This is a genomic window from Micromonospora sp. NPDC005205 (genome assembly GCF_040608275.1).
GTDB lineage: Bacteria > Actinomycetota > Actinomycetes > Mycobacteriales > Micromonosporaceae > Micromonospora.
The window spans coordinates 358,447-379,649 of record NZ_JBEXHV010000002.1; the positions used below are offsets into that span (position 1 = coordinate 358,447).

The following is a 21,203-nucleotide window of genomic DNA, read 5'->3' on the forward strand; positions in this document are numbered from 1 at the left end:
CTAGCGGGCGCCTGTCGTCACCTCGCGCCTTCACTGTGGAAGGGGGGTGGGCCATGGCACCGTTGCGGATCGCCGTGATCGTCGGCAGCACCCGGGAGGGGCGGGTCGGCGACCGGCTGGCGCACTGGTTCGTCGAGCAGGCCGCGCGGCACGACGACCTGGCGGTGACGGTCGTTGACCTGACCGAGTACGACTTCCCGGCCACCTACCCCGCCGAGCCGACCGCGTCCATCCGGGCGTTCGTCAGCGAGGTGGGCCGGGCGGACGCGTTCGTCGTGGTCACCCCCGAGTACAACCACAGCTTCCCGGCACCCTTGAAACAAGCCATCGACTACGCGTACGACGAGTGGCAGGCCAAAGCGGTCGGCTTTGTGTCGTACGGCTGTCGGTCCACCGGCCTGCACGCGGTCGACCAGTTACGTACCGTCTTCACCGCACTGCACGCGATGACGGTGCGCGACGTCGTCGGGATCGACCTGCTGGCCGGCGAGCCGACCGCCCAGTGCACCGACGAGCTGCAACGCGATGTCGGCGTCCTGCTCGACCAGCTGCGCTGGTGGGGCCTGGCACTGCGCGACGGCCGGGCGGCTCGACCCTACGTCTCCTGAACACGTCCGACACGAAAGGTAAAGATCATGAGTAGACGCACCACCGGCCTGGCCATCGAGGCAGAGGGGCTGACCCGCTCGTTCGGGGACACCCGGGCGCTGGCCGGCATCGACCTCCAAGTGCCCGCCGGCACCGTCTACGGCCTGCTCGGCCCGAACGGCGCGGGCAAGACCACGGCGGTCCGGGTGCTCGCCACCCTGCTGCGACCCGACGGCGGCTCGGCCCGGGTCTTCGGGCACGACGTGGTCACCGAGGCCGACAAGGTCCGTTCCCGGGTCAGCCTCACCGGCCAGTACGCCTCCGTCGACGAAGACCTGACCGGTACGGAGAACCTGGTGCTCCTGGCTCGCCTGCTCGGCCTGCGCAAGCCGGCCGCTCGGGATCGCGCCGCGGCCCTGCTGGCCGCGTTCGGGCTGACCGATGCGAGCGACCGCCAGGTGAAGAAGTACTCGGGCGGGATGCGGCGACGCATCGACATCGCCGCCAGCATCCTGAACACCCCGGATCTGCTCTTCCTCGACGAGCCGACGACCGGCCTCGACCCGCGCAGCCGCAACCAGGTGTGGGAGATCATCAGGGCGGTGGTGTCGCACGGCACGACGGTGCTGCTGACCACCCAGTACCTCGACGAGGCCGACCAGCTCGCCGGGCGGATCGCTGTCGTCGACAACGGCCGGGTGATCGCGGAGGGCACCCCGGGTGAGCTGAAGTCGTCGATCGGCTCCGGCACCGTCCACCTGCGACTGCGCGACCCCGCTCAGCGCCCCGAGGCGGAGCGGGTGCTCCGGGAGGCGCTCGACGTGCCGGTGCAGCTCGCCGCCGACCCGGTGGCGTTGACCGCCCGCGTCGGCGAGGCCGGCACCGACCTCGACGCCAGCTCCCAGGCCGCTCGCGTACTCGGCGACCTGGCCCGCGCCGGCATCGTGGTCGACAACTTCTCCCTCGGCCAGCCGAGCCTGGACGAGGTCTTCCTGGCCCTGACCGACCATCCCGCCGTGCCGACCGACGAGCGCGACGACGAGCTGGAGGCAGCCCGATGAGCGACACCACGACCACCACCACCGAACGGGCGCCGACCGTCTACGTTCCGTCCGCCGAGGCGCTGGCCACTGTGCTCGCGCCCGGTGCCCGACCGCCGCGGCCGAGCGCGCTGAGCGCGTCGCTCACCTTCGGTTGGCGGGCCATGCTGAAGATCAAGCACGTGCCGGAGCAGCTCTTCGACGTGACCGCGTTCCCGATCATCATGGTGCTGATGTTCACGTACCTGTTCGGTGGCGCCCTCGCCGGCAGCCCGCGTGACTACCTGCAGTTCTTCCTGCCCGGCATCATGGTGACCAGCGTCGTCATGATCACGATGTACACCGGCGTCGGCCTCAACACCGACATCGAGAAGGGCATCTTCGACAGGTTCCGGACGCTGCCCATCTGGCGTCCGGCCGCCCTGGTCGGCATGATCTTCGGCGACGTGCTGCGCTACATCCTCGCCGCCGTGGTGATCCTGAGTCTTGGGCTGGTGCTCGGGTTCCGCCCCGAGGGCGGGGTGGTCGGGGCTGTTACCGGGATCGGGCTGCTGGTGGTCTTCTCGTTCGCGTTCTCCTGGGTGTGGACGTTCTTCGGGCTGATCCTGCGCAGCGAGAAGTCGGTGATGGGGGTCAGCATGATGGTGCTGTTCCCGCTGACGTTCCTGAGCAACGTCTTCGTCGAGCCGAGCACCATGCCCGGCTGGCTCCAGGCGTTCGTGAAGGTCAACCCGGTGACGCAGCTGGTGGCCGCGATCCGGGGAGCGATGAGCGGCGACCCGGACCCGTCGGCGACGATGTGGCTGCTGCTGTGGAGCGCCGGCTTCGTCCTGGTCTTCGGCACCCTGACCATGTACAAGTACAACCGCCGCTAACCCCCACCCCACCCCACCCCCGCGATCTTGCACTTTCTGTCCTGACAAGGGTGACGAATCCACCTGAACCGGCGACCGAAAGTGCAAGATCGCGGAGGGTTGGGGTGTGGTCAGAGCTGCCAGGGCAGCGGGTTGGGGGGTTGGTAGCGGCAGGTCGTGCCGGTGGAGACCGTTTCCCGCAGGTGGCTCGCCAGCGCCGGGTGCCGGTCGTCGAGCTTGCGGAGCGCGTCGCGGATTCGCGCCGTCACCGTCTTGCGGGCCCGCTCGGCCTCGTCGCCCAGGCGGCGGCTCCGGCCGGCGAGGCCCGCCGCGGCACGCAGCTCGTCGAGCAACGCACCCCGCTCGGCGTCCAGCTTGGACACCTTCCGGTCGTCGTCGCGGGCGGCGGCCCGGTCGATCTCCTCGTCGAGGCGGGCCAGGTGCCGCCGGTAGCGGGCCTTCGCCTCGTCGTCGAGGACCGGATCGGCACCCATTCGCCGGGCGGCCACCAGCTCCGGCCCGGCCGCCGGGTCGAGCAGTTCGACGGCCGGCACGTCGCTGCCGGGCCGGCTGAGCAGCAGGTGCAGGTCATGCAGGCCCTTGGCGTCGGGCAGGTGCGCCACGACACTGTCGTACGCGAGTTGCCAGACCCGCCCGTCGCGCCGAAACTCGTACCCCTTGAACGCAGCCGCGACCGGCGCGGCACGACCGGGCGCGACGACCTGGCCCGACCCGATGGCCTGGCCCCAACCAGCAACCTGACCCAGCGAGACGGCCTGGTCCGGGTGGTGGATGTCGCGGGCTGTCGGCGCGGCGAGCCGGTGGAGCACCTGCGTCATGCCGAGGGCGGTCGCCTCCTGGACGGCGGCGGCACGCAACGCTGTCGACGTGGTCGAGTCGCCGGGGTGACCTCGGCCGGCGAGGGCGTTCGCGAGGCCGGTGCGGGCGAGCAGCGACCAGGTTCGGGAGCCCATCCGGTCGGCGGAGTCCCGGGCGGCGGTGAATCCGGCGATGGCGTCTTCCCATCGTTCCTGAGCGGCGTCGATCAGCGCCACCCAGTGGTCGACGGGGCCGCTGATGTCGCAGCCGAAGAGCCCCACCATCCACTCTCCACGGTGTGGGGTGAGCGCGGCCCGCGCGGCATCGCAGCGCTTCGGGTCGGCGGACGCGGCGGCGGCCTGAGCGCGGAGTCGGAGCCAGAGCGGTGACACCGGGCGCGGGTACCGGGTTGCGGTGGCCTCGATGCCGACGGTCAACCGGAGCGCCGTCTCGCCGTCGCCGCGCTCCGCAGCGGTGATCGCTCGCAGCAGCTCCCGGTACGGGTAGTCCGTCGGGGCGAGCCCCTCCACGAGCGCGGCGGCCTCGGTGACCCGGCCCTGGAGCAGTAGCCGGGACCAGCGCAGGTGATGCCCCATGAAACCGAACTCGGCGTAGCTCGCGTCGGCCTGGTCGGTGAGGAAGGCGAACCGCTCGTCGGCCGTGGCGAAGTCGCCCCGGAACGCCGCGATGATCCCGCTGTCGACGGCCGCAGCCATCCGGTGCCGGGCGAAGTCGCCCTCCCGTTCGGCGTCGACGAAGGTGACGAGCTCCTCGACGAAGCGCGGGTCGCCCAGCTCCAGCAGCGCCACCCAGCGCAGCGAGGTGGCCCACAGCTCGGTTTCCCGGTCGCCGGTCCGCCGGGCCACGGCCCGGATCTCGGCGGTGAGCGCGGCTCGGGTCGCGGCGGTGCCGAGCCCCCAGGTCGTGTCGTGGCGGGCCCAGAGGCTGAAGGTGAGCGCCTCGTCGTCCTGCCCCCGACGGGCGATCGTCTCGCTGGCGGTGATCAGATCGGCGACCAGGGCGCCGACTGGCGCGGTGGCGTCCGGTTCGCTGATCAACCGGCGGTACGCCTCGCGCACCAGCTCCGCCGCTTCGGTCGACTGGGCGGCGTCCACCTGGCGGGCGCGGTTGACGATGAGCGCGACCCGGGCCAGCAGCACCGGGTCGTCGAGTGACCGGGCCAGCTTGGCGGCCTCGGCCAGCAGCCTCGTGACCTCTTCCCGGTCGGCGTGGTGGTAGTGCGACTCGGCGAACTCGACGAGGATCCGCACCCGTTGTGCCGGGTCTTCGACCACCTCGAGGGCTCGGCGGAAGTGCAGCGCCGCCTCGTCTCCCGCCAGCCGGGCGAACGCGGCCCGGCCGGCGGCGAGCAGCAGCGTGGCCACCCGGGCCCGGTCGAGCGCGGGGCCGGCGAGGTAGGCGTGGCGGGCGAGGTCGGCGGGGATCAGGCGGTCGGTCAGCTCCCGCAGGTCGTCGACCGCCCGGACGACCGCGCCGTGCCGGGCCCGCCGGTCGTCGTCGGTCAGCCCGTCGTAGAGGGTTTCGCGGACCAGGTCGTGGGCGAAGGCGAAGCGGCCACCGCCCCGGGCGACCACCAGTCGGGCGGTCACCGCCCGGTCGAGCAGCCGGTCGACCTGCGCCGCGGGAGCGGCCGCGCAGGCCGCGAGGACCTGACGGTGGAACTCGCGACCCAGTACGGCGGCGACGGTCAGCGCCTCCACCACGGTGGCGGGCAGTTGGGCGAGGCGGCGGCGCACCGCCTCCCGTACGCCGGGTGCGATGGTGCCGACCGCGTCGTCGGCGTGCCACAGCCGCGCGGTCTGTTCGACGAAGAACGGGTTGCCCCCGGTACGCCGGTGCACCTCGTCGACAAGGCTGGCCTCCGGCTCCCGGCCGGCGGTCCGGGTCATCAGTGCGGCCACCTCGTCGCGGGTGAAACCGGTGAGGGTGATCGTGGTGGCCTTCGCGACCAGCGGCATCAGCAGCGGGCGCAGGGGGTGCTCGCCCGACTCGACCTCGGCGTCGCGGTAGGTGCCGATCAGCAGGAGTCGCTCGAACCAGGTGTGCTGGGCGGCGAAGCTCAGCAACCGCAGTGAGGCCGGGTCGGCCCAGTGCAGGTCGTCGAGGACGACCACCACCGGCCGGTGCTGGGAGACGGCGACCAGGGCGGCGGTCACCGCGTCGTACAGCGCGAACGCCTCCTGGTCGGCGGCGTCCGGGCCGGGGTCGACGCCTGCCCAACCGACGAGGCGACCGGCCTGCTCGCCGTCGGCACCGGACTGGCCGAGCAGGGCCGCGAGGGCCGGCTCGGCGGACTGCCGCGCCACCGCCCAGTCGTCGGCGGAGCGCCGCAGGGCACGCAGCACCTGCACCCACGGCCAGTAGCCGGGGGCGCTGTCGGAGTCCCAGCAGGCGGCACCGAGCACCAGCGCGCCCCGCTGGCGGGCCTCCCGGGCCGCGGACGTGACGAGGGTCGTCTTGCCGATGCCCGGCTCGCCGGTGACCAGGGCGAGGCCGCCGTGGCTGGTGGTGGCGCGATCCAACTCGGCGCGCAGCAGACCTGCGGGGTGATCCCGCCCGATGATGGCGTCGCCGAGCGCGTCCATGGTTCCCAGACGGTACTGGACCTGTCCGACAGCGCGAGCGGGCTAATGCGGTAACGAGTCGACCCCATCACTCCCTATGCTTCCCTCTCTGGGTAGGATAGGGAGCAATGAAGGAAGAAATGTACTCAGTCGAACAGGTCGCCGACCGGCTCAACCTGCACGTACGCACCGTGCGCGGCTACATCCGCTCGGGCCGGCTGCGCGCGGTGCGGATCGGCAAGCAGTACCGGATCGCCGCCGGCGACCTCGACGCGCTCACCGGCCAGGCCCCGGCCGCGCCCGGCGTCGCCAGGCAGGCGGAAGTGTCGAGCATCGTCCAGGTCGACGGTGTCGACAGGGCCGCCGCCGACCGGCTCGGCACGCTCGTGCTCACCAGCGCCAACACCGGCCACGACCAGGCCAACCCGCTGCGGGTGCAGACCGTGTACGACGAGCAACGCCATCGCATGAAGATCATCATCCTGGGCGACCCTGCCGCCACCGCCGAGTTGCTGCACCTGCTCGACGCCGTACTCAACGCCGACAACGGCCTGCTCGACCGGGAGGTCCACGATGCCTGACGAGATCCAGGAACGCGCCGGAGTGCCCGTGCTGGTCTGCGACCCCGACGGCCCGCCGGTGGCCACCGAGCAGGACGCGCTGGACCTGATCGGGGCGGCGTTCCTCGGCGCCCAGGTGGTCGCCGTGCCGGCCAACCGACTCGACGAACGCTTCTTCTCGCTGGGCACCCGCTTCGCCGGCGACGTGATGCAGAAGTTCGTCAACTACCGGGTGCGGCTGGCCGTCGTCGGCGACATCTCGGCGCAGCTCGCGGAGAGTTCAGCGTTGCGCGCGCTGGTGCACGAGTCGAACCAGGGCGGGCAGATCTGGTTCGTCCCCGACCTCGACGCCCTCGACACCCGCCTGCGCGCCGCTCGATAGCCACCTCACCGGTCGGGCGCGACCGCCACTTCCACCGCGTCCGGCTCCACTCCCCTGACCCGAGCCTGCCCGGCCGCCCACCGCAGATAGGCCAACCATTCCTCGGACGACCAGCCGTTGCGCCGGCCGACGCCCGCCTCGGCGGGGAGTTGGCCGGCCACGACACGGTCGAGGATCAGGGGCTGCACGCCGCCCACCCCGCGCCGGTAGCCGACGAAGTAGAGGACCTTCGTGAACAGGCCCGGCCCCAACCAGGGCAGACGAGCGTGGGCGGGGTCGCGGAAGCGGCGGTACGCCGTCCGCAACGCCTCCTCGTCGGGCGCGGGCGTGGACACCTCTTCCAGCGCGTACGCCAGGCGTTTGCCCTCGGGGTCGGCGTCGAGCGACCTGGCGGCGCGCCACGGGCCGTACCCGATGGGTCCGTAAGCCCAGGCCAGCACGGCCGTCAGCAGTTGGCGTGGGCTCGCGGACCCCGCCCGGTACGCCTCGGCCACCGCGAAGACGTCACGCCGCCAGACCTCGCCGGTCGCCGGAAAGCCCTCGGGCCACGCGTCCGGTGGTAGCCCCGCCCGCCAACGGTCCACCCGCACCGTGACCGGCGCTCGCTCGCCCGGTAACTCCACACCTTTGGTCGTCTGCATCGTCGCCTCCCTCGGAGCGCGCGCTCGCGGAACTCCGTGGTTCGGACGCTATGGCCGGGCGCTCCCACACACCGCCCGCCGACGGCAAATCGCGGTATCGACCGCATTGGCGCCTGTCTTCCGGGCAGCCAGCATCCGGCGGGGTCGAGAACGTCGCACGGTTGACCTACGGTGCTCCCGTGCTTCCCCGAAACGTGAAGATCCTCGATCAGGTCCGCGCCGAGGCGCTGCGCCGCGACATCCCCGCTGCCGACGTGGAGCGCTGGTTGGGGCTCGCCCGCCCGTCCGCCCTGCTGACACAGGGGGGTGACGGGCCGGTCGTGGGCGCCATCCGTGGGCCCGTGATGCTTCCGGCCGACGCCGAGGACCCCGAGTTCCCCTTGATCGCCACCATCGACTGCGCTGCTCTTCCGGCAGACGTGACCGACCTTCCACTGCCGTCCGACGGCCAACTGCTGCTGTTCGGCTGGCCCGAAGAAAGCGGCTGGGGCGAGGTCAGGTACGTGCCGGCAGGCGTGGCGGTCGAGGAGCGAGAGCAATATCCGCCTGACTTCCCTCCGGACGACGACGAGTTCGCCGAGGTCTATTACGAAATCCCCCAGGGCGATCTGCACCTCACGGTCGACATCTCTCTGCCCTACGTCAAGACGATCCCGGGGCCCCCGTGGTCTCCGCCGCTGCCGGGAGATCCCCCGTTCGAAGAGCTGACCGATGTGTGGAAGGAAGTCCTGGCCAAGGTGCCGGACGGCGCCTTCTCCTATGGAGGCTGGACGACGCCGCTGCTGTTGGGCGGCTACGGCACTGACTGCAACGGTTTCAACCCCGCGTGGTTGGGCGCCAACCCCTCGGGCCGGTCCGGCCAGGACGGGTCGGTGCGAGGGGTTGGCGGGCCAGCCGACCATGGCGACTGGGTGGTGTTGGCCGAGTTCCACGGCGGCAGACCAGGCGGCGCCAGCATCCACTGGGTGATCCAGCGTGCCGATCTGAAGGAGCGACGCTTCGACCAGGCCCGCGTCCTCGTCTACTGGAATCCGTGAGGCGGGGCGAGCACCGCACCGGCCGCATTATCTCCAAACCGACTACGTCGCGTAACGGACTGGACTTATCGTCTGGCGCCGCTGGACCGACGGACGATACATGGTGATCGATGTCTGTGCCTACCATTCGCTATGCCTGCTCGCCGCGTCACCGCCACCATCGCCCTCGCCGCGCTGGCGAGCCTGCTCGCCGTCAACGCCGCCCGCGCCGACGGCCCAGCGATCAGCACCCCGGGCACCCCGACCGTGGTCGCCAACGAACCGCATCAGCTCACGCTCAGCTGGACGCCCTCCGCCTGGGTCGAACCTGGCACGGGGCAGCCGATCAACTATGAGGTGCAGGTGCCGCTGGGGCCGAACACGTACCGTTTCCTCGGCTCCACCACGGACACCACGATCACGCTCACCGACCTGGCACCCGGCACGACGTACCGGATCGCGATTGCCGCCCGCGCGCTCGGCGGCTACTCGGACACCTCACCCGCCACCACTGTGCGCACTGCCAGCGGACGCGCGACGGTCAGCTACCTCAACCTCGACTGGTCACCGACGAACAACCAGATCCAGCACCTCTTGAAGGTCACCAACACCGGCACCGGGCCGCTCGACCTGAGCACCGTGCAGGTGCGCTACCACCTACGTTTCGAGGGCGGCAACACCTCGCTGGTGCCGAACTGCGACTGGGCGGCGCTGGGTTGTGACCGGATCCAGCAGACCGTGCAGTTCTTCGTACCCCCGGGTGGGCCGTCCGTGTTGTCGACGCCGGCGCCGCCTTATCCCCCGCCGGGCACGCCGGTCCCCGGCTGGGTGGAGCTGACCTTCACCGACGGCACGCTCGCGCCGGGTCAGTCGACCGGGCCGATCCAGCTACGGCACCACCGGCACAGTTGGAGCACCATCGACGAGCGCGACGACCCGAGCTGGCTCGCCGCTACCGGCCAGTGGACCGAGAACGGGCGGATCACGCTGGACGTCGACGGGGTACGCGAGTTCGGCGACACCAACAGTTGACCCAACGGCACCGCCTGCTCAGACGGTCGAACGCCTCAGCCAGTGGCTTGACCGGTCACCTTACGATCCGCTCATGCGGCGTGAGGAGATAGACGGAGTTACTGTCATCCAACGCAATGTGCCTGGCACCCTGGCCGCGTCGTTGACCTTCGGGTGCGGCGCCCGCGACGAAGAGATCGACTCCATCGGCCTGACCCATCTCGTCCAGCACCTGGTGGACTGGACCGAGGACCACGTCGCGGAGAACCACCAGGACAACATATGGATGAACGACACGTCATTCCTCGCAGGCGGCCCACCTGATCAGGTCGTGAGGCATTTCGCCACCATCTGCTCGGCTATCAGCAATCTTCCGCCGGAGGATCTGTCCGACGCGGTCGAGGGCCTCGATGCGGACAGCCGGTACATGTCGAACATCGAAGAAGGGCTACGCGACCCGTGGGGAGCGCTGCTGTCGCGGCGTTTCGGGCCGAGCGGACACGGCCTGTCGCGCTGGCCCGTAGTGGACTACAGGCTCTTCACGGCGGACGAGATCCGACGGTACGTCGAGAGGTTCTTCACCAGCGGAAACGCGGTTCTCACAGTGACGGGCGAACCGCCTCAGGCGATGCGACTCCCGCTGCCCGCCGGCCCGCGAGTCACCCGCAGCACGCCACTCGTCAACAACCAGATCGGGCCGATCTGGTACGCCGACGAGGTCCGTGGTGTCGCGCTGATGGTAGGTGTCGAACCCAGCGCGGAAGCGGTCGATCTGATGTGGGCACTGCGGTCGCGAGTCGCTGAGGCAGTAGACGAGGCCGGGGTGGCCATTGGTGCGGAATTCATGTGCGAGGTCGTCGACAGTACGCGGCACGAGCTCGGGTTGAGGGTCACGCCAGACTTCGGCAAGAAAGCCAAGAAGTTCGACGCCACCGTCGCGGCGGAGCTGCTCTGGGCCGAGCTGCAACGGCTTGCCGCCGATGGGATTGATCGAGAGGAGCTCGCTGACCGGGTGCCAACGGGACGCATGGCCATGGAGGGCGACATCGAATGGATGCAGTCGATCAGCGACCTTCAACCCTTGACCCACCAGGAGCTGCTCGGCACGGCTGAGATCTACGGCTCGGAATCACTCAATGAGCTGACTGGGCTTACTCCGCAAGCGACGCGGGACATCGTGTCGGGCTGGCTCTCAAGCGCCATGATCGTCGTACCGTACGGGTCGAAACCCAACCTTCCTCGCGCCACCGAGGACTCCTGCCGGACCACCCGTTTCGTGCCGGCAGGTGAGGTTGTCAGGCCGCCGTTCTCCAAGCGGCTCCAGAACAAGGCCAAGCTGGTCATCGGCATCGACGCGATTTCGACAGTGGATGGCGACGGGAACGTGCACACCGTCCCGCTGTCCCAGGCACTCGTGGTTGAGAGGTTTGGCGTCATCCGGCTCGCCCACCTCGGCCACGGCTGCGTCACCACGATCTCGGACTTCGCTGACGCTGCCGACAAGCTCCGGGCCGTCCTGCCGCCGCGGCGCTTCCGCCAGGCCGTCACGCAGCTCAGTGCCAACTGGTAATCGACGGGTGTACGAGGGCCGATCAGAGTTCAGCCGGTAGGCACACCATCAGCGGGTGAAGCCCCTGGGCAGGTGGATGCGCGCGGCGGGGATGCCGAGGGCGCGCAGCCGTGATCGCGCGTCGGCCAGCATCGCGGGTGGGCCGCAGAGATAGATGTCCTGATCCGGCTGGTGATGGTCGAGGGCGATGGTCAGGGCGTCGCCCCGCTCGGCCGGGTTGGCGCAGGGGTCGCCGGAGAGGGCCGGCACGACGGTCAGCCAGTCGTGGGCGCACTGCAACTTGTCGAGGGCGATCGGGTCGTACAGGTCGGTGAAGGTGCGCGCGCCGACAATCAGCGTCACCCGCCGGCCGTCCGGTCCGGCGGCGACCTGTTCGACCAGGGCGCGCAGCGGCGCCAGGCCGGTGCCACCGGCGACGAGCAGCAGATCGTTCGTGCTCGCCTGGTCGAGGCTCAGGCCGGTGTCGACGGGTGGGCCGAGCCAGAGCAGCTCGCCGGGGCCTACCCGATGGACCAGGCGGTGGGAGACGGTGCCGGCGGGTACGGCGCGGACGTGCAGCTCGACGGTGCCGTCCGCGCGTGGGGCGTTGGCCGGCGAGAGCCAGCGCCAGTGCCCCGGCAGGCGCGGCGTGCAGACCGGCACGGCCTGACCTGGCTGGAAGGGCAGTCGCCGCCAGGGACGTACCGTCAGGATGGCGATGTCGGACGACGGCCGGTCATGGCCGATGACCTCGACGTGCCACCAAGCCCGGCCGTCGCCGGCCTGGGCGGCGGCGCGGCGGATGGCGTGCGTGGCGCGGTGCAGGGCGCGCTCGGCGGTGACGGTGAGCTGCGGCGTCCACAGTGGGCGCGCGTGGCGGGCGACGGTGGCGAGCAACGCGTCGCCGATGGTGGTGGCGTGCGGGAGCAGGTCGAAGTGACGGTACGCGCGGCCGAGCACCCGGAGCAGCGCCGCCCGACCCGCCGGGTCGCCGCCGCCGACCAGGAGGCGGCCCAGCGCGGTGAAGAACAGCGGCGCGTCGCGCTGCGGGAGCAGCCCAGCTCGGCGGTCCTCGACAGTGCACCAGAAGTCGCCGGCGGCCCGCACGTCGACCGACTCCCAGGCGGCGGCCAGGCCCACGCGAGCCGGGTGATCGTCGTTCACGGTGGGCATTCCGGCTCCAAGTCGACTCGTTGGCTGGCACCGGGGCGGGCGGGAGGAGCTGTGCCGTTGAGGGCCGGCGCAACTCCGAGGCCGAGCACCCGCCCCGGGCCATGCGTCAACTGTCGCGGCTGACCAGGCACAACGGCATGTCACGGTGATCGTTGACGGCATACCTGATCGGTATGCGCTCCACGCCGCGACTGTCGGATCGGGCAGACTGCGGGCATGACGGAACGCCCGGTGCTGTATCTGGTCGTCTGCGCCGCGGGACCGGCGGAACACATCGACGAGCTGGTCGACCTCCTGATCGCCGACGGGTGGCGGGTCTGCATGATCGTCAGCCCCACCGCCGCGCCGTGGCTCGACCGGGCAGCGTTACACGACAAGACCGGCTATCTGGTACGCGTGGAGTGGCGGATGCCCGGCGACCCCGAGCCGCACCCACCCGCCGATGTGGTGGTGGCCGCCCCGGTCACGTTCAACACGGTGACGAAGTGGGCGCTGGGCATCAACGACACGCTGGCGCTCGGCGTCCTCAACGAGTCGCTGGGGGCTGGGCTGCCGATCATCGCGTTCCCGCACACCAAGGCGGAATTGGCCGCGCATCCCGCCTATGCGGGCCACCTGGAGGTGCTGCGTGCTGCCGGCGTGGTCGTGGCCGACGGAAAGCCGCTGGACTCGATGAACGGGCCGGGGCGTTGGGGCGTGGTCATCGAGGCGCTGCGGACGGCGCGCCCGTCCTGAACGGTCGCTGCTTATTTCGCGGTCCTTTGACGATATGCGTCGCGCGTATACCAGAACTGCACGCAGCGTGTTCAATGGACAGGCTCGATGAGGCGAGATGGACGGAGCCGCCGGTGACCCACGCGAACTGCCCTCGGTGCGGCGGACGGCTGGCCCGGGACAACGACAGCGGACGGTGTACGCCGTGCCAGGCCGCCGAGCGTGACCGGTTGAGCGCCCCACCGAAGGTGCCGGCGAGCTTCTGGGAGCACGAGCCGGTGCGACTCGCGCTGGCCGAGCGGCATCTGGGGCGGGTGATCCGGGCGTACCGGTGCCATCCGTATCACGGGCGGGTTGCCCTGCCGCAGTCCGTGGTGGCGGGGTGGTTGGGGATCACGCAGGCGCAGTTGAGTCGGGTGGAGAACGGCCCGCCGCTGGTGCACCTGGACAGACTGGCGCACTGGGCACAGCTTCTCGGGATACCCGCTTCCTGCCTCTGGTTCGGCCTGCCGGACCAGCCCTACCGGGCAGATATCCGCGCGACAGAGCACACAGCAGACGATCCCTATGCGCATGACGCGATATCTGAGCAGGGCAAACTGCCGGCCATCGCGGTTACCGTGGAGGGGGCATCAACCGGAGGGGGTGGCGCTACGGACCGGCGACGCTTCAACGCAATGGCCGCGCTCGCAGGACTCGCCGCAGCCGGTCACCCCTACCTGCTCAAAGACCCTAGCGAGGTGCCTCGGAACATAGGCATGGATCAGGTACGCCTGGCTAGTTCGCTGGTCCAAGATTTCCGTCGAGCCGATGCGGCAGCCGGGGCCGACCAGCTCTGCGACGTTGCCGTCCAGGCGCACGCCCGGCTGTCAACGTGGGCGGCGAAGGCGAACTACAGCCGAGAGGTCGGCGATGCCCTTCAAAGCGCCCTGGCTGACCTTGGCATCCAGGCCGCATGGCTCGCTACTGATGCTGAACGCAGGCCCGAAGCCAGGCCCTACCTGAACGAAGCCATCACCCGTGCCCGCATCGCCGACGATCCTCGTATGGAAGTGCAGGCGCTGACCCAACTATCCATGCTGCTCCGCGAGAGTCAGCCCGGCGAGTCTCTGCACTGCGCCGAAGCCGCGCTGCGCGTCTCGGCCAGATGGGCGACACCTCGGCTCACCACGCTTTTGCATCTGCGGAGAGCGCACACGTACGCCGTGCTAACGGATGCGGGCGGCTTCAGCCGGGAAATGACTAAGGCTCGCCGCGAGTTGGAGCGCGGACCGCACGAGGATGATCTCGGGTTCGTCGACTTCGTGAATGAGCAGGAAGTACACGGCATCCAGGGACTCTCCTACCTCGCCCTGGACCGGCCCGACCGTGCCGCCCAGTCGTTCCGCGCCCTCATTGCCAACCCGTCGCCCGGCCATCGACGTAACCAGGTCTACTACACCGTCCACCTCTCAGAAGCCGCGTATCAGCAGGGCGACGTCAACGAGGCGGCCCGTATCGCGCTGGACGTCCTGCCCGCGGTGAGCCAGATGAACTCGGGACGAATCAGCCGGAACCTTGCGCGGGTGCGTTCGAACCTGGCGACGCCACGGCAGGCGACCACGGCAACGCGCCAGTTCGTCGCCGCCTACGACCGGGCGGTGGGTGTGTGATCGAGGGCTTGCAGCTTCGCCATCACAGCGCCGACGAGGCTGAGGGAATCCTCGATCAGCTCGTGGACCTCTACCTCGAGGTCTACGCGGGTGGCGGCGAGTTCTACAGCGGGGACCGCTACCGGCGTCAGCTCGACCTCCACATGCAGCGAGCTGGGTGGACGCTGGTCACCGCCACTGACGGAAGGGCCTTGATTGGCTACATCTACGGTTTCCCGCTACCTCCAGAGACACGTTGGTGGGATGGCATCCACGAGCCTGTGCCGCCCAGGTTCACAGAGGAGGACGGGAAGCGCACCTTTGCGCTCAGCGAGCTGCTGGTACACCCCGCCTGGCGACGTCAAGGCATCGCAGCTGTGCTTCACGATGAGTTGCTAGCCAACCGGACCGAGGCGCGAGCGACGCTGCTGGTCCGCCCCGGCAACGCTGCAGCCCAATCGGCGTACCGGTCTTGGGGCTGGACAATCTGGGAAGCGGCTCCAGTGTTCGATGTCCTCCTGCGCCCGAATCGAAGCCCTGCCGGGCTTAGCTGAGCAGTGCCCCAATTAGCCCATACATGCGCGATAACGATCTCGCCGCTCAGACACGGAGCACCCCCAAGTGGTGTCGCTGGCGTAGCAGCTCTTGCTTACCCATGTCGGACGCGGCTCTGGCGCACCTGAGGCACCGCCCCTGTCCAGACGGACCCATCCAGATGGCTCAACCCGGGTCAAATCGAGGATCAAGAGCCGTCTTTGGAAGGATGGCTTGCGATCGATCAGCCCTCTAGAGTGTCCACATGAGCCTGACGGTGTCAGCAACTGAAGTTCTTCGGCCCCGCCTGCTAACCATTCCGGACTACCAGCGCGGCTACGCCTGGGAGCAGGACCAAGTCCAGGACTTCCTCGACGACCTCAGCCTCCTAGAACCGGGCAAGACCCACTACACGGGCACGATTGTCTTGCTTGGCGGCGGGGAGCCGCTAGTCGATGATGAGTCGAATGCCCTTGTACGAGCGGATGTTGTAGACGGCCAACAGCGACTGACAACGCTATGCCTACTACTAAACGAGCTGCGCCGCGCCCTGCATTCGGCTGGCCGCGAAGAAGCCGCTCAGGGCCTAAGACGTCAATTCCTTCTCATCTCCGAGAAGGGTGCACCTAGAAATAAGCTCCAAGTGGGACCCGATTCTGCTGCAGTATGGACGGCGTTACTTAATGACACGCATGCAGCTCCACCGGAGACGCTGTCGGCAAGAAGGCTTCAAGCCGCAGCACTGCAGATACGACGACATGTGGAACAGGTCGCTTCCGAGTTAGGCGACCCGGTGGAGGCGCTGTTCTCCCTCCGAAACCTCGTAGTAACCGGGTTGCATTTCACACTGTATACCTTGCACCAGCAGGCTGAAGTGGGCGTCATCTTCGAGACGCTGAATGACCGCGGTAAGCCGCTGACAGAGCTCGAGAAGGTTAAGAATTATCTACTCTTCCTCGCCGCCAGGATCCCGAGCGGGCAGCAAGAGGCTTTGGCCGACCGCATCAACGCGGCCTGGTCGACGATCTACCGACTCCTGCTAGAGGTAGCAATGGTTTCACCAGCGGGCGAGGACCAGTTCCTCCGCGCCCATTGGCTCGCCGCAGTTGACCCGGTCCCGACGAAATGGAAGGGCATCAAGTCACTTAAGTCGCATTTTCCGCGTCAGCAATATTTCGGCAAGCCCGACTTATTGATTCAGGAAGTCGGTGGGTATGTCGACTCACTAGCCAGAGCAGCCCGAGCGTATGCTGACTCACTACGACCTGATTTGCAGGCATTCTCAGAATTCGGAGCCGATGCCACGAAGGCACGTAGCGCCCATGAGCGGTTGTCTCGAGCAGGCACCGTCGCAGTCTTTCAACCATTGATGATTGCACTCCGCGAACGGGCTCCGAAAGATGGCCATGCATACCTCAGAGTTCTCGATTTGTGTGAGCGTTTCGCCGTCCGTACGTATCTCATTGGCGGCTACCGTGCCGATGCTGCGCAAACGCGGCTCTACCGTTTGGCGCACGAGGTTTATACCGGGAAGCGCACCCCACAGTCTGTCGAAGCGGCAGTACGCGCACTCGCGATGGATTACGCGAACGACACGTACGTGCGACAGTCACTTTTGGATACCGAGTTCAACTGGTATCGATGGGGGGCGTTGAAATTCTTCCTTTACGAGTATGAGCTCGACCTCTTGGGCGGAGCGACGACAGACATCAGCTACACCTTCTTCGAGAAGAGTAAGCGCGAAAAGACGATCGAGCATATCTTGCCACAAACCGCAAGTTCCCCATATTGGACGAAACGGTTCGACGGGAATGAGCGACGACAACTGACACACGCTCTGGGGAATCTCGTTCTGACCAGAGATAATAGCGCCTACTCGAATAAGGACTTTCCCGACAAGCGTGGATCGTCCGGTCCAGGCATTGCGGCAAAGACTTGCTACGCCCAAGCGCCCCTCGCACAAGAGCAGGAATTGGCCCGGCTTGCCGACTGGACGCCAGAGCAAGTACTAGGACGACAAGAGCGTCTTGCAGATTGGGCACTCGAACGATGGGCAATCGACTTTTCCGACTTCGATCCAAGCAATCAAATGGAGGACGAGGAGGAGGTGGGTGGCGAAATTGGAGGCCCTAAGCCGGCGGACCTCCTCATGAATGAGTAATTAGCACTAAAGGCCGGGGTGCGGGACCGCGAAGCCAGAATTCGCTAATCGACGCTAAGAATTCTGCTCAGCCAGGGCCTCGCAGGTGAGGAGGCAGCAACGCCAGTTTCGCGGTGGGCGGAAATTGTGTTCCACGCGAGTAGTTCCACCAAGATCCCCTAAATATGTGTCACCGTTCGGACATAAGGCGAGGCCTGTCCAGGGACGCGCTACGGTCCGGCGCCGGATACCTTGCCTGGATGACCGATCTTGAGCGGGGTGTGTACGAGCACCTGATCACCCGTGAGCTGGCTGACCGCCTCCAGCACGTCGATCCCGCCCTGGTTCAGCACCACAACCTCGACCCGGCCGACGCGCACACCACCCTCGCACGGCACATCGCCACATTGGCCGCCCGAGCCCTTCAGTCCGTCCCCAACGGAGACGACAAGCTCCACCACCAGATCGCGATGGCTAACCAGATCGCCGAGGCCATCACGACCCTGAGCCCCAAGGCGGCGACCGATCTGGACCAGGTCACCGATGCCAAGCACCTGCTCCACGCCATCGCCGCCCCGCCAACCCCACCGGCGCTACCAGCCTTCCCGCAGCGCCCCACCACTCCCCTGTCCACCGGCGCGCTGCTGGTCAACGGCCGCCACCAGCCCCGCATCGGCCACGAGGTCAACCACGAGATGGCGTCAGCCGAGAGCGTCGATCTACTCTGCGCGTTCATCAAGTGGTACGGCCTGCGCATCGTCGAGCACGCCATCCGAGACCTGATCGACCGAGGCGGCAAGGTTCGTGTCATCACCACCACCTACCTCGGCGCTACCGATCAGCGAGCGCTAGACCGGCTCAAGGAGCTGGGCGCAGAGGTCAAGGTGTCCTACGAGACGAGGACCACCCGCCTACACGCCAAGGCGTGGCTCTTCCGCCGCGCCAACGGCACTACCACCGCGTATGTCGGCTCGTCGAACCTGTCGAAGACCGCGCTGGTGGACGGCGTGGAGTGGAATGTCCGCATCTCGAACATCGAGCAGCCGCACGTCATCGACACGTTCACGGCGACGTTCGAGGACTACTGGAACGATCCGGCGTTCGAGGCGTACGACGCGACCAGGGACGCCGACCGGCTACGGCATGCGTTGAGCGGGGAACGCCGCGAAGACGCACCGACTGCGATCTCGAACCTGGACGTGCGCCCGTACCCGTACCAGGCGGAGATCCTTGCCGACCTGGACGCCGAGCGCCTGGTGCACGGGCGCTGGCGCAACCTGGTGGTGATGGCGACGGGCACCGGCAAGACCGTCGTCGCTGCCCTGGACTATCGCCGGCTGCACAAGGCGAAGCGGGCAGACTCGCTGCTCTTCGTCGCTCATCAGGAGCAGATCCTGCGGCAGAGCCTGTCGACGTTCCGGCAGGTGATGGGGGACGGTAGCTTCGGCGAGACGCTTGTCGCGGGCGAGAAACCGAACGGTTGGAAGCACGTCTTCGCCTCCATCCAGTCGCTGCACCGCCGCGAGGTCGACCCCGAGGCGTACGACATGGTGATCGTGGACGAGTTCCACCACGCCGAGGCGCCGACGTACACGCGGCTGTTGGAGCGGCTGCGTCCCCGCGTACTCCTCGGACTGACCGCGACCCCGGACCGGGCTGACGGCGGCGACGTGCGCCGGTGGTTCGACGGGCGCGCGGCAGTTGAGCTGCACCTGTGGGACGCGTTGGAGCGGCAGTTGTTGTCGCCGTTCCAGTACTTCGGGCTGCACGACGACGTGGACCTGTCGCACCTCGCCTGGAAACGCGGCCAGGGCTACGACCCGGCGGAGCTGGACGTCGTCTACACCGGCAACCACGCACGGGCGCGGTCGGTATTGCGCGCGGTCAGCGACAAGGTGGACGTCGGGCGGATGCGGGCGCTCGGGTTCTGCGTGAGCATCGGGCACGCCGAGTTCATGGCCAAGTGGTTCAACGACCACGGCGTGCCGTCTGCGGCGGTGACCTCGCGCGCTGGCACCGATCGCGCCGGGCTGTTGCGGGACTTCAAAGCTGGCAAGCTGCGGGTGCTCTTCACCGTGGACCTGTTCAACGAGGGCGTTGACCTGCCGATGGTCGACACGATCCTGATGCTGCGACCCACCGAGAGCGCCACGATCTTCCTGCAACAGCTCGGCCGTGGTCTGCGGCTCGACGACGACAAGCCCTGCCTGACCGTGCTCGACTTCATCGGCGGGCAGAACGCCAACTTCCGCTTCGACCTGCGGTGGCGTGCCCTGACCGGGGTGAGCCGGCGGGCGATCACCGAGGCGGTCCGCGAGGACTTCCCGAGCCTGCCCAGCGGCTGCCACGTCGAGCTCGACCGGGTGGCAAAGGACCTAGTCCTCGCCAACTTGAAGAGCGCCCTGCCGACCTCGAAGGCCGGCCTGGTGTCTGAGCTGCGGCAACTCGGCGACGTCACCCTGGCGACGTTCCTGCGTGAGACCGGCCTGGAGATCGAGGACGTGTACCGATCAGCCAGCATCGGCGGCTGGACTGGGCTGCGGCGGCTCGCCGGCGTCGAGACAGCCGCGCCCGGCCCGGACGACCGGGAGTTGGGCCGGGCCATCGGTCGCATGCTGCACACCGACGACGTCGACCGGCTAGAGCTACTGAAGAAAGTCGCGGCCGGACCGCCCGCGCCAGGTCAGCAGGTGTACGCGGGCAACAGCCGACTGCTCGACATGCTGCACTTCAGCCTCTGGGGGCCGAACGCCCCGCTTGCGACACGCGACGAACGGCTGGCGCGGCTGTGGAAGGAGCCGGCCCGCTGCGCCGAGCTGCGGCAGGTCGCCGAGGTGCTGCGGGACCGCATCCACCGGGTCACGCCCACGCTCGCGGCGGGGGCGGTGCCATTGCGGGTGCACGCGCGGTACAGCCGCAACGAGGCATGCGCCGCCTTCGGAATGACCAACCCGGGATCGCTACGCGAGGGGGTGAAGTGGCTGCCCGACGCCCAGGCCGACCTATTCTTCGTCACCCTGGTCAAGTCGGAAGCCCACTACTCCCCCACCACCATGTACGCCGACCGGGCCATCACCGACACCCTGTTCCAGTGGGAGTCGCAGAGCACCACCTCGTCGGCGTCGGCGACCGGGCAGCGCTACACGTCAGGTGGGTCGACAGTGCACCTCTTCGTTCGGGAGACCCGCATCGCCGACCGCGACCTGGGCGCACCGCCGTACCTGTACGCCGGCACCATGACGTACGACTCACACACCGGCGACCGACCCATGCGCGTCCTGTGGCAGCTCCACCACGCCCTACCCGCCGACGTGTACGCGACCGCCCGAACCATCGCCGCCTAGCTGACATCCCAGGGCTGTATATGGGACGCAACTGACTGACGTCCAACCTTCGGGCGGGACCCAGCTCGACCCCAACACCGGCCGCAAGGAGCGCTAATCTTGCTTGATATACTTGCTTTTCTCTTCTTGCTGCGCTAGATTCTTTGCAAGGAGGGTCAAGGATGGCAACGATCGAGGTGGACGACAGCACCAAACGCTTCGTGGCGTTCGCGGCACGGATGGCGCACGTTACGGAGGGTGAAATCGTGCGGCGGTTGGTCGCCGACAGCCCACTTGGCAGCGAGGAGCCGACCCGCGCTGCCGGCGGCGTACCGATCTACGCTGATTACGAGGGGCACCGAACGCGCGGCCTCTACTTCGCCCCAGCCCGGGTAGAAATCACCGACGGGCCACTCAAGGGCGAGTCCTTCAAGACTCCTACAGGTGCGGCGCGCGCGGTCGTCCGCCACCTCAACCCCAGTGTTAACGACAACCGCAACGGCTGGAGCTTCTGGCAACTCGACAATGGCGTTCCTCGCGTTTGGCTCCAATCCATCCGCCCAACGAACACAGCGGACTGACAACCAACGATCGACGCTAACGGGCTGCGCACAATGAGCAACGGACCGATTTAGGCCTGCCA

17 protein-coding genes are annotated in these 21,203 nt (G+C 68.3%); 14 read left to right on the forward strand and 3 right to left on the reverse strand.

The window, feature by feature from the left end; genetic code table 11:
- Window positions 1–53: 53 nt before the first annotated feature.
- From ABZU43_RS06355 to ABZU43_RS06365, 3 genes are read left to right on the forward strand one after another with little or no spacing between them, the layout of a single operon-like run.
- Entirely contained in the window at window positions 54–608 is a 555-nt protein-coding gene (locus tag ABZU43_RS06355) for an NAD(P)H-dependent oxidoreductase (RefSeq protein ID WP_355005492.1), read from the forward strand.
- Between the two features lie 27 nt (window positions 609–635).
- Window positions 636–1,649, forward strand: coding sequence for an ATP-binding cassette domain-containing protein (locus tag ABZU43_RS06360; protein ID WP_355005493.1), 1,014 nt, complete (start codon window positions 636–638; stop codon window positions 1,647–1,649).
- Window positions 1,646–2,503, forward strand: coding sequence for an ABC transporter permease (locus ABZU43_RS06365; protein WP_355005494.1), 858 nt, complete (start codon window positions 1,646–1,648; stop codon window positions 2,501–2,503). The genes ABZU43_RS06360 and ABZU43_RS06365 overlap by 4 nt, the downstream gene beginning before the upstream one ends.
- Before the next feature lie 110 nt (window positions 2,504–2,613).
- Here the strand turns inward: ABZU43_RS06365 and ABZU43_RS06370 are convergent, their stop codons facing one another.
- Complete coding sequence (locus tag ABZU43_RS06370; RefSeq protein ID WP_355005495.1) at window positions 2,614–5,907, reverse strand: AAA family ATPase; 3,294 nt, start codon at window positions 5,905–5,907, stop codon at window positions 2,614–2,616.
- Between the two features lie 107 nt (window positions 5,908–6,014).
- On the opposite strand from ABZU43_RS06370, the gene ABZU43_RS06375 reads away from it, so the two are divergent.
- Window positions 6,015–6,467: a helix-turn-helix domain-containing protein gene (locus ABZU43_RS06375; RefSeq protein WP_355005496.1), complete on the forward strand. Its 453-nt coding sequence runs from the start codon at window positions 6,015–6,017 to the stop codon at window positions 6,465–6,467.
- On the forward strand, window positions 6,460–6,828 hold the full coding sequence (locus ABZU43_RS06380; RefSeq protein WP_355005497.1) for a DUF4180 domain-containing protein: 369 nt from the start codon (window positions 6,460–6,462) through the stop codon (window positions 6,826–6,828). Before ABZU43_RS06375 ends, ABZU43_RS06380 begins: the two co-directional genes overlap by 8 nt.
- Window positions 6,829–6,833: 5 nt before the next feature.
- Here ABZU43_RS06380 and ABZU43_RS06385 read toward each other — a convergent pair whose 3' ends face one another.
- Window positions 6,834–7,469, reverse strand: a complete 636-nt coding sequence (locus ABZU43_RS06385; RefSeq protein WP_355005498.1) for a hypothetical protein — start codon at window positions 7,467–7,469, stop codon at window positions 6,834–6,836.
- Window positions 7,470–7,663: 194 nt separating this feature from the next.
- On the opposite strand from ABZU43_RS06385, the gene ABZU43_RS06390 reads away from it, so the two are divergent.
- The 3 genes from ABZU43_RS06390 to ABZU43_RS06400 all read left to right on the forward strand — a co-directional run bounded on the left by ABZU43_RS06390 (window position 7,664) and on the right by ABZU43_RS06400 (window position 11,066).
- Window positions 7,664–8,506 (forward strand): hypothetical protein, encoded by an 843-nt coding sequence (locus ABZU43_RS06390; protein WP_355005499.1) that lies wholly within the window; start codon window positions 7,664–7,666, stop codon window positions 8,504–8,506.
- 132 nt (window positions 8,507–8,638) lie between these two features.
- On the forward strand, window positions 8,639–9,517 hold the full coding sequence (locus ABZU43_RS06395) for a fibronectin type III domain-containing protein (protein WP_355005500.1): 879 nt from the start codon (window positions 8,639–8,641) through the stop codon (window positions 9,515–9,517).
- Window positions 9,518–9,590: 73 nt separating this feature from the next.
- On the forward strand, window positions 9,591–11,066 hold the full coding sequence (locus tag ABZU43_RS06400) for a hypothetical protein (RefSeq protein ID WP_355005501.1): 1,476 nt from the start codon (window positions 9,591–9,593) through the stop codon (window positions 11,064–11,066).
- 48 nt (window positions 11,067–11,114) lie between these two features.
- Here ABZU43_RS06400 and ABZU43_RS06405 read toward each other — a convergent pair whose 3' ends face one another.
- Window positions 11,115–12,218 carry an FAD-binding oxidoreductase gene (locus ABZU43_RS06405; protein ID WP_355005502.1) on the reverse strand — a complete coding sequence of 368 codons (1,104 nt, stop codon included), beginning with the start codon at window positions 12,216–12,218 and terminating at the stop codon, window positions 11,115–11,117.
- Window positions 12,219–12,434: 216 nt separating this feature from the next.
- On the opposite strand from ABZU43_RS06405, the gene ABZU43_RS06410 reads away from it, so the two are divergent.
- The 6 genes from ABZU43_RS06410 to ABZU43_RS06435 all read left to right on the forward strand — a co-directional run bounded on the left by ABZU43_RS06410 (window position 12,435) and on the right by ABZU43_RS06435 (window position 21,141).
- Window positions 12,435–12,953: a flavoprotein gene (locus tag ABZU43_RS06410; RefSeq protein WP_355005503.1), complete on the forward strand. Its 519-nt coding sequence runs from the start codon at window positions 12,435–12,437 to the stop codon at window positions 12,951–12,953.
- A 209-nt stretch (window positions 12,954–13,162) separates the two neighbouring features.
- Window positions 13,163–14,584: a hypothetical protein gene (locus ABZU43_RS06415; RefSeq protein ID WP_355005504.1), complete on the forward strand. Its 1,422-nt coding sequence runs from the start codon at window positions 13,163–13,165 to the stop codon at window positions 14,582–14,584.
- The gene (locus ABZU43_RS06420; protein ID WP_355005505.1) at window positions 14,581–15,117 is read left to right on the forward strand and encodes a GNAT family N-acetyltransferase; all 537 of its coding nucleotides are present in this window, start codon (window positions 14,581–14,583) and stop codon (window positions 15,115–15,117) included. Before ABZU43_RS06415 ends, ABZU43_RS06420 begins: the two co-directional genes overlap by 4 nt.
- A gap of 245 nt (window positions 15,118–15,362) precedes the next feature.
- Window positions 15,363–17,258 carry a DUF262 domain-containing HNH endonuclease family protein gene (locus tag ABZU43_RS06425; protein WP_355005506.1) on the forward strand — a complete coding sequence of 632 codons (1,896 nt, stop codon included), beginning with the start codon at window positions 15,363–15,365 and terminating at the stop codon, window positions 17,256–17,258.
- A gap of 239 nt (window positions 17,259–17,497) precedes the next feature.
- Entirely contained in the window at window positions 17,498–20,581 is a 3,084-nt protein-coding gene (locus ABZU43_RS06430) for a DUF3427 domain-containing protein (RefSeq protein WP_355005507.1), read from the forward strand.
- A 161-nt stretch (window positions 20,582–20,742) separates the two neighbouring features.
- Window positions 20,743–21,141 carry a hypothetical protein gene (locus ABZU43_RS06435; RefSeq protein ID WP_355005508.1) on the forward strand — a complete coding sequence of 133 codons (399 nt, stop codon included), beginning with the start codon at window positions 20,743–20,745 and terminating at the stop codon, window positions 21,139–21,141.
- Window positions 21,142–21,203: the final 62 nt, after the last annotated feature.

What these genes read in the sequence shown, in the direction of transcription:
- ABZU43_RS06355 (WP_355005492.1), top strand. Translation starts at nt 54, where the DNA reads ATGGCACCGTTGCGGATCGCCGTGATCGTCGGCAGCACCCGGGAGGGG.
- ABZU43_RS06360 (WP_355005493.1), top strand. Translation starts at nt 636, where the DNA reads ATGAGTAGACGCACCACCGGCCTGGCCATCGAGGCAGAGGGGCTGACC.
- ABZU43_RS06365 (WP_355005494.1), top strand. Translation starts at nt 1,646, where the DNA reads ATGAGCGACACCACGACCACCACCACCGAACGGGCGCCGACCGTCTAC.
- ABZU43_RS06370 (WP_355005495.1), bottom strand. Translation starts at nt 5,907, where the DNA reads ATGGACGCGCTCGGCGACGCCATCATCGGGCGGGATCACCCCGCAGGT.
- ABZU43_RS06375 (WP_355005496.1), top strand. Translation starts at nt 6,015, where the DNA reads ATGAAGGAAGAAATGTACTCAGTCGAACAGGTCGCCGACCGGCTCAAC.
- ABZU43_RS06380 (WP_355005497.1), top strand. Translation starts at nt 6,460, where the DNA reads ATGCCTGACGAGATCCAGGAACGCGCCGGAGTGCCCGTGCTGGTCTGC.
- ABZU43_RS06385 (WP_355005498.1), bottom strand. Translation starts at nt 7,469, where the DNA reads ATGCAGACGACCAAAGGTGTGGAGTTACCGGGCGAGCGAGCGCCGGTC.
- ABZU43_RS06395 (WP_355005500.1), top strand. Translation starts at nt 8,639, where the DNA reads ATGCCTGCTCGCCGCGTCACCGCCACCATCGCCCTCGCCGCGCTGGCG.
- ABZU43_RS06400 (WP_355005501.1), top strand. Translation starts at nt 9,591, where the DNA reads ATGCGGCGTGAGGAGATAGACGGAGTTACTGTCATCCAACGCAATGTG.
- ABZU43_RS06405 (WP_355005502.1), bottom strand. Translation starts at nt 12,218, where the DNA reads ATGCCCACCGTGAACGACGATCACCCGGCTCGCGTGGGCCTGGCCGCC.
- ABZU43_RS06410 (WP_355005503.1), top strand. Translation starts at nt 12,435, where the DNA reads ATGACGGAACGCCCGGTGCTGTATCTGGTCGTCTGCGCCGCGGGACCG.
- ABZU43_RS06425 (WP_355005506.1), top strand. Translation starts at nt 15,363, where the DNA reads ATGAGCCTGACGGTGTCAGCAACTGAAGTTCTTCGGCCCCGCCTGCTA.
- ABZU43_RS06430 (WP_355005507.1), top strand. Translation starts at nt 17,498, where the DNA reads ATGACCGATCTTGAGCGGGGTGTGTACGAGCACCTGATCACCCGTGAG.
- ABZU43_RS06435 (WP_355005508.1), top strand. Translation starts at nt 20,743, where the DNA reads ATGGCAACGATCGAGGTGGACGACAGCACCAAACGCTTCGTGGCGTTC.